A 6,312-nucleotide genomic window follows, 5' to 3' on the forward strand; every position below is an offset into this window, starting at 1 on the left:
ACCCTTCTGGTTGTTGTATTGGGACAATATTCCCAATGATGTTGGTAGAGAGCGTCTTGCTACAAACAACATTGTATTGGCTCATCATTGTGGCTTTGCTAGTAGTTTCTGCAATAATGTCCAGTTTTGAAGTGGCTTTTTTCGGATTATCTGCTTCGGAAGCCGTTATATTTTACGAAGAATCTCTCTTCTCCGGAAAAATTATCCGAACATTTAAAAAAAAACCACAAATATTATTAGCAACTATACTGATATCCAATAACTTAGCGAATATAGCAATTGTTATTGTTACCAGCTTTTTACTTCATAATTTAGAAACCAACGTAGGCTGGCCTATCTGGGTAACGAAGGTTTTAGAATTGTTGGTTATATCATCTACGTTATTAATGTTTGGGGAAATTTTGCCCAAAGTATTTGCCTCTCAACGCCCTCGTGTGGTTTTACGTTGGCTTTCCCCAATTTTGAGAGGATTTGTAGTTATTCTGTATCCAATTACGTGGGCGCTGGTAAGAGGTACTCGGTTTTTAGATAAGCCGATTATTAAAGAGCAGCGAAATATCTCCGAGGAACAACTACGCCAAGCAATTGAACTGACCTCTGATGACGAATCTCCGGAAGAAGAAAAAGAGTTGCTAAAAGGTTTAGTTTCTTACGGGCGGATAACCGTGCGCTCTATCCAGCGGGCACGTGTAGATGTTGTAGCATTATCCAAAAATCTTACCACCGAACAAGCAATAGCAGTTATTAAAGAAAATGGCTATTCCAGATACCCCGTCTATGAATCCAGCGTAGATCACATTATCGGAATTTTATATGCCAAAGACCTGCTGCCATTATTAGCAGAAAAAAAACCCAACGACAGCAACTGGAACGAGCTAATACGCACTGCATACTTTATCCCCGAATCTAAAAAAATCAATATTTTATTAGAAGAATTTAAGGCTAAAATGCTGCACATCGCAATCGTAGTGGATGAATTTGGCGGAACTACCGGAATCATTACCTTAGAAGATATTTTAGAGGAAATCTTTGGGGAGCTTAATGACGAGTTTGATGATGACGAATTTTTGTATTCAAAAATAGCAGATAACCAATTTATTTTTGATGCCAAGATGAGTTTAAGCGATGTTTGCCGGGTTTTGGATATAGATATATCTGTTTTTGAGGAAGAACGCGAAGAAAATGGAAGCCTTGGCGGTTTAATATTGGAATTGTATGGGCGTTTTCCACAAAAAGGAGAGATTATCAACTACAAAAACTTTGTATTTGAAGTTGATAGCGTTTCTGATAAAGCTATTCAACACATCAAAACAACACTCCAAAAAGAAACTTCAGAAAGAAACACAGAAAATTCTGGAAACGCCCATTCTTAGCTATATTCGCCCAAATATCTTAACTTATGATGTTTTTGTTTCGTACAACAGTTTCCCTATTGTTGTTAGCCTTGATAACTGCCGCTATTACTTTTGCACAACCTGCCTATCTCTCTCTTAACCGTGACGAAAGGCTGCGTTATGAAGCAGAGCTAAATACTTTATCGGCAGATTTTCACACTTCTATATTGCCATACAACCAAGATGAAGTCTTAAAATTCATAAACATAGATTCTTTGTACCAAACGTATAGCTTTTTAAAGCAGGAAAAATGGGTTTGGAGAAAGTTACGTAAAGAGCATTTGTTAGAGCTTAATGCGCCTGATTATGCAATTCATGTAGATCCTTTGTTTGATTTTTCTGCAGGAATGGCACAGAAAGGAGGCATTTACCAAAACACACGCGGTGCCAGAATCAATGCCCGCATTGGGCAAAAATTTGCTATATCATCAAATTATGTAGAAAATCAAAGCCAATTTCCCGGATATTTAGATGACTTTATTAAAGGAACTCCCAGTACCTTTCCCAACCAAGTGGCACCTGGGCAAGGTAAAGTCCGTAAATTTAAAGGATCTTCCTACGACTACGGAATGGCTTCCGGCTATATTTCATATTCACCCGGAAAATATTTTAATTTTCAACTTGGCCATGATAAAAACTTTTTTGGAGAAGGCTATCGTTCCCTATTTTTATCAGATAACGCCTATAATTACCCTTTTTTAAAAATCACGACTACTTTCTGGAAGATCAAGTATGTTGCTTTATGGGCTGAATTTCAAGATCTTAGGATTCCCAAAAATGACTTTGAATCCTATAATAAAAAATATGGTACATTTCACTATTTAAGTTGGAATATCCATAAGCGTTGGTCAGTCGGTTTTTTTGATTGTATTATTTGGCGTTTGCGGGATACGCTTAGCTATCGCGGCTTTGATGTGAATTACCTAAATCCAGTGATTTTTCTACGCCCGATAGAAAATTCTGTGGGTTCTCCGGATAATGCCATGCTTGGCTTTTGGGCTAAGTATAAGATTAACAACACCATTTCTGCTTATGCCCAGTTGATGTTGGATGAATTTAAGCTCAAAGAGATTCGGGCACAGAAAGGCTGGTGGGCAAATAAGCAAGGCTTTCAAGTTGGGTTAAAAAGCTATAACACAGCGGGTATCAAAGATTTATATATCCAGACGGAGTTCAATTTTGTCCGTCCGTTTATGTACCAGCATTGGACAAGTTTGAGTTGTTATGGGCATTACAATCAGCCATTAGCACATCCGCAGGGCGCAAATTTTTGGGAATGGTTAATACTTGCAAATTACCGCCGGCAAAATATCTACGGAAACTGGAAGCTAAACATCGTAGGTTATGGCGCAGATTCCTCCCGAACAGCAAATTATGGGCATGATATTTTTAAATCATATTACACCTATGCCCAAGAATATGGTAACAAAGTAGGGCAAGGAGTTTCTTCACTATTAGTTATGAATGAATTTAAGGCCGGATACTTGATAAATCCAAAATACAATATGGTTTTTGAAGTTGGGCTAACGCATAGGCTTCTTCGCCAAAAAAGTAATACAACATCCGACTTTATCATTTTAGCCGGAATAAAAACCTCTATTTTTAATAAATATTACGATTTTTAGGCTGTTTGCTCTGGTTTTAGGGAGATTTTTCGGCCAGTTTCAAAATTAAAGATAGCTGATTTCAAGATTTTTGTCTTGTTGAGAAAATACAAGCAAGATGTCTGCATAACGCCAAGCCCATAAACGATACTTCTCTTAAAATTGATGGAAGATGCTTCCGGAAAATATTTTGTGGGGCAGGTAACTTCTCCAATAGTGTAACCCAAATAGGCAATTTGCGCTAACATTTGATTATCAAATACAAAGTCTTCTGAGTTTTCCTCTAATGGGCAGCGAAGTATCACTTCTCGGGAGAAAGCCCGATAGCCGGTGTGGTATTCAGCTAACTTCTGGCTCATTAGTAAATTTTGAAAAAACGTCAAAAACCGGTTGAAAAAATATTTATGTAAAGGCATCCCACCCCGTAAAGCTCCTTTGCCCAGTATTCTGGAACCCAACATAACCGGAAATAAGCCGTGTGCAATCGGAAACACCATCGCTTCAATAAGCTTAGGTGTATATTGATAATCAGGGTGTAACATCACAACAATATCACCCCCAACTTGAAGAGCCTTTTGATAACAAGTCTTTTGATTTCCGCCGTAACCTCTGTTTTTTTGATGTATAATAACGTTTTTGATTCCTAAACTATTAGCTAACGCCGCTGTATTATCTTTACTTGCATCATCTACCAAAATAACTTCATCTACAATATTAAAAGGAATTTCTTGATAAGTCTGCCGTAAAGTTTGTTCGGCATTATATGCCGGCATTACCACAACAATTTTTTGATTGCCAATCATGCTGCAAAACTACATGATTTTAAACTGATTTTTTATTTTGTATTGAAACAGCTTTACAAAAGAGATAAATTGCACTAAATAAAAATAAGATTTAGCTTTTGAAACAAAACATCAAAGACAGCAAATTTTTGGTGTTTGAGACTTAAAAAATTCTAACTTCGCAAAGAAATTCGCTTTTCTCTTTAATGGAGTTAAATTCACGTATATATGTTGCTGGCCATAACGGAATGGTTGGTTCAGCGATAGTTCGCTTATTAATCAAAGAAGGTTATTCTAATATTATTACACATTCTAGTAAAGAATTAGACTTACGCAACCAATCTGAGGTGGTTTCTTTTTTTGAAGATCACCAGCCGGAATATGTTTTTTTGGCAGCAGCTAAAGTAGGGGGTATTCTGGCTAATAACACTTACCGTGCGGAATTCCTCTATGATAACCTGATGATTGAGGCAAACGTAATCCATCAATCATACGTTCATAAGGTCAAAAAACTACTTTTTTTAGGAAGTTCCTGTATTTACCCGAAAGCAGCACCTCAGCCAATTAAAGAAGAATATCTGCTTACCGGGCCATTAGAATCTACTAATGAACCTTATGCCATAGCCAAAATTGCCGGAATCAAACTCTGCGAAACCTATCATGACCAGTATGGATGTAAGTTTATTTCGTTAATGCCCACTAACTTATATGGCCCAAATGATGATTACGATTTAGAAAAATCCCATGTATTACCGGCACTTATCCGAAAATTTCATGAAGCTAAGATAAATAACTATCCTTCTGTTGTGATTTGGGGGGATGGCACTCCAAGACGTGAATTTATGCACGTGGATGACTTAGCTGAAGCCTGTCTTCACTTAATGCTACACTATAAGCAACGTGAAACCATCAATGTAGGCACTGGCGAAGATGTTTCCATAGCAGAATTAGCAGCTATTATCCAACGTGTAGTTGGTTATGAAGGAGAACTTATCTTTGATGTTTCCAAACCCAATGGCACACACCGTAAACTATTGGATATTAGTTGGTTAAATGCACATGGCTTTAAAGCCAAAACTTCATTAGAGCAGGGAATTATTACTGTTTACCAAGAATACGTTCAAAAATACGACCAATACGTAGTTTAGAATTTCAGAAACTTCTCCGCTTGCTCATTGAATCAACCACAAATTTACCGTAGATTTGCTATTTATGGGCGTATGCTTAGAGCAATAGCAGTTTGGAGTTGGGTAGTTTTAGGGTATAGTATTTTTTTGACGAATTACGGATATTCTCAAAATCAGATAAATTTAGATTCTTTACGGATAGAGTCCCAAAAAGGGAATTCCGAATCCAGCCTTCGGCTTGTAGAGTGGTTTTCTTACGAAAATGCGGATACTACTGACAAAGATTCTATTCAGAAATACCTTAAAATAGCGGCTAATCAAAATGATTCGACCGGATTATACTTGTATGGTGTTTCCTTAGCACGTGGTTTGTATGGCAAACGCGACCCTAAGCAGGCCGTTTTGTATCTAAATAAAGCTGCTGACAAAAATCATCCATTAGCTATTCGGGTGCTGATGGAGTTATATTCGGAAAAACCAGATCCTTTTTTAAGCCCCAATGAACGTGTTAAGTTGGATTCTACGAAGGCATTGCAGTATGCCATTCGTGGGGCAAAACTCTACGACACGCCTTGCCTCATGCACGCAGCACACGCCTATCACACCGGAGGCGGCACTAAGCGTAATGACACCTTAGCAGTAGCTTGGTTAGATACCGCTGCTACACATAACCGCTATATTCTGGCACAACTCAAGATGGGAGACTGGTTCCTGACCAATGAAACGGTATTCGGAGTAGATTGGAACCGCGCCAAAAAATATTATGCAATGGCTTCAGAAAACCCCATTGCCGAACATGAACATAACGTCTTGGGAAAAATTGGAGTGCATGAAGCGACCCAAAATCCCAAACGACTGTTAAACTGGTATTTTAAAATTTGCTCCGTACTTTGGTCTGAAGTTCCTCTTTATAGCGTTCAATATCGCCGATAATGTAATGAAACCGAATGTTCCCCTAAACTTTATAGAGTTTCTAAAAAAGAATTATATTGATGCAGAAAAGTTTAGCCAATCAGAACCAGAATGTTGGCTAAACCTGCAAAATGAATACAATCAACTGGGGATGGTATCTTTTCGCCAGCGAAAGAAATTTGTCATAAATTCATGGAGAAAAAAATATCCTTATTAGGTTCTGGCTATGAATAAGATAAAGATGGAATATAACTTTCATACTTTCTGAATCATAACCTATTATTCACTTAAAATATTCTAAAAACTAAATTAGCCTTTCTTTTTTGAAGTCATTGTGCAATAGAAATATGACTTAGCAAAAATTTATCTAAATAGTAGAGAATAAAGGAAACTATAAAATAAAGGGGTTCCTTTTTTGAAAATTATAAAAATATAGTGAATAACTGATGTTACGCAATATTAAGTAGTATTTTTAAGACTTGGTGTTAATAAA

At 37.2% G+C, this 6,312-nt stretch carries 6 protein-coding genes; 5 read left to right on the forward strand and 1 reads right to left on the reverse strand.

The features are described from left to right. Positions 1–35: 35 nt before the first annotated feature. Both gldE and LC115_10955 read left to right on the forward strand, forming a co-directional pair. Positions 36–1,373 (forward strand): gliding motility-associated protein GldE, encoded by a 1,338-nt coding sequence (gene gldE / locus LC115_10950; GenBank protein ID MCZ2357181.1) that lies wholly within the window; start codon positions 36–38, stop codon positions 1,371–1,373. Positions 1,374–1,399: 26 nt separating this feature from the next. Then, the gene (locus LC115_10955) at positions 1,400–3,019 is read left to right on the forward strand and encodes a hypothetical protein (GenBank protein ID MCZ2357182.1); all 1,620 of its coding nucleotides are present in this window, start codon (positions 1,400–1,402) and stop codon (positions 3,017–3,019) included. On the opposite strand, the gene LC115_10960 is transcribed toward LC115_10955, so the two are convergent. Then, a complete protein-coding gene (locus LC115_10960) occupies positions 3,016–3,801 on the reverse strand; it encodes a glycosyltransferase family 2 protein (protein ID MCZ2357183.1) in 786 nt (261 codons plus the stop codon). The two genes, LC115_10955 and LC115_10960, sit on opposite strands and share 4 nt — an antisense overlap. A 185-nt stretch (positions 3,802–3,986) precedes the next feature. Between LC115_10960 and LC115_10965 the strand changes: the two genes are divergently transcribed. From LC115_10965 to LC115_10975, 3 genes are read left to right on the forward strand one after another with little or no spacing between them, the layout of a single operon-like run. Then, the gene (locus LC115_10965) at positions 3,987–4,928 is read left to right on the forward strand and encodes a GDP-L-fucose synthase (GenBank protein ID MCZ2357184.1); all 942 of its coding nucleotides are present in this window, start codon (positions 3,987–3,989) and stop codon (positions 4,926–4,928) included. Positions 4,929–4,955: 27 nt separating this feature from the next. Beyond that, a complete protein-coding gene (locus LC115_10970; GenBank protein MCZ2357185.1) occupies positions 4,956–5,840 on the forward strand; it encodes a sel1 repeat family protein in 885 nt (294 codons plus the stop codon). A 4-nt stretch (positions 5,841–5,844) separates the two neighbouring features. Beyond that, positions 5,845–6,036 (forward strand): hypothetical protein, encoded by a 192-nt coding sequence (locus LC115_10975; protein MCZ2357186.1) that lies wholly within the window; start codon positions 5,845–5,847, stop codon positions 6,034–6,036. Positions 6,037–6,312: the final 276 nt, after the last annotated feature.

Source organism: Bacteroidia bacterium (assembly GCA_026932145.1).
Lineage (GTDB): Bacteria > Bacteroidota > Bacteroidia > J057 > JAIXKT01 > JAIXKT01.

Bases quoted from the DNA above. Each gene is read 5' to 3' on its own strand.
- gldE (MCZ2357181.1), top strand. From the start codon at position 36: ATGATGTTGGTAGAGAGCGTCTTGCTACAAACAACATTGTATTGGCTC.
- LC115_10955 (MCZ2357182.1), top strand. From the start codon at position 1,400: ATGATGTTTTTGTTTCGTACAACAGTTTCCCTATTGTTGTTAGCCTTG.
- LC115_10960 (MCZ2357183.1), bottom strand. From the start codon at position 3,801: ATGATTGGCAATCAAAAAATTGTTGTGGTAATGCCGGCATATAATGCC.
- LC115_10965 (MCZ2357184.1), top strand. From the start codon at position 3,987: ATGGAGTTAAATTCACGTATATATGTTGCTGGCCATAACGGAATGGTT.
- LC115_10975 (MCZ2357186.1), top strand. From the start codon at position 5,845: ATGAAACCGAATGTTCCCCTAAACTTTATAGAGTTTCTAAAAAAGAAT.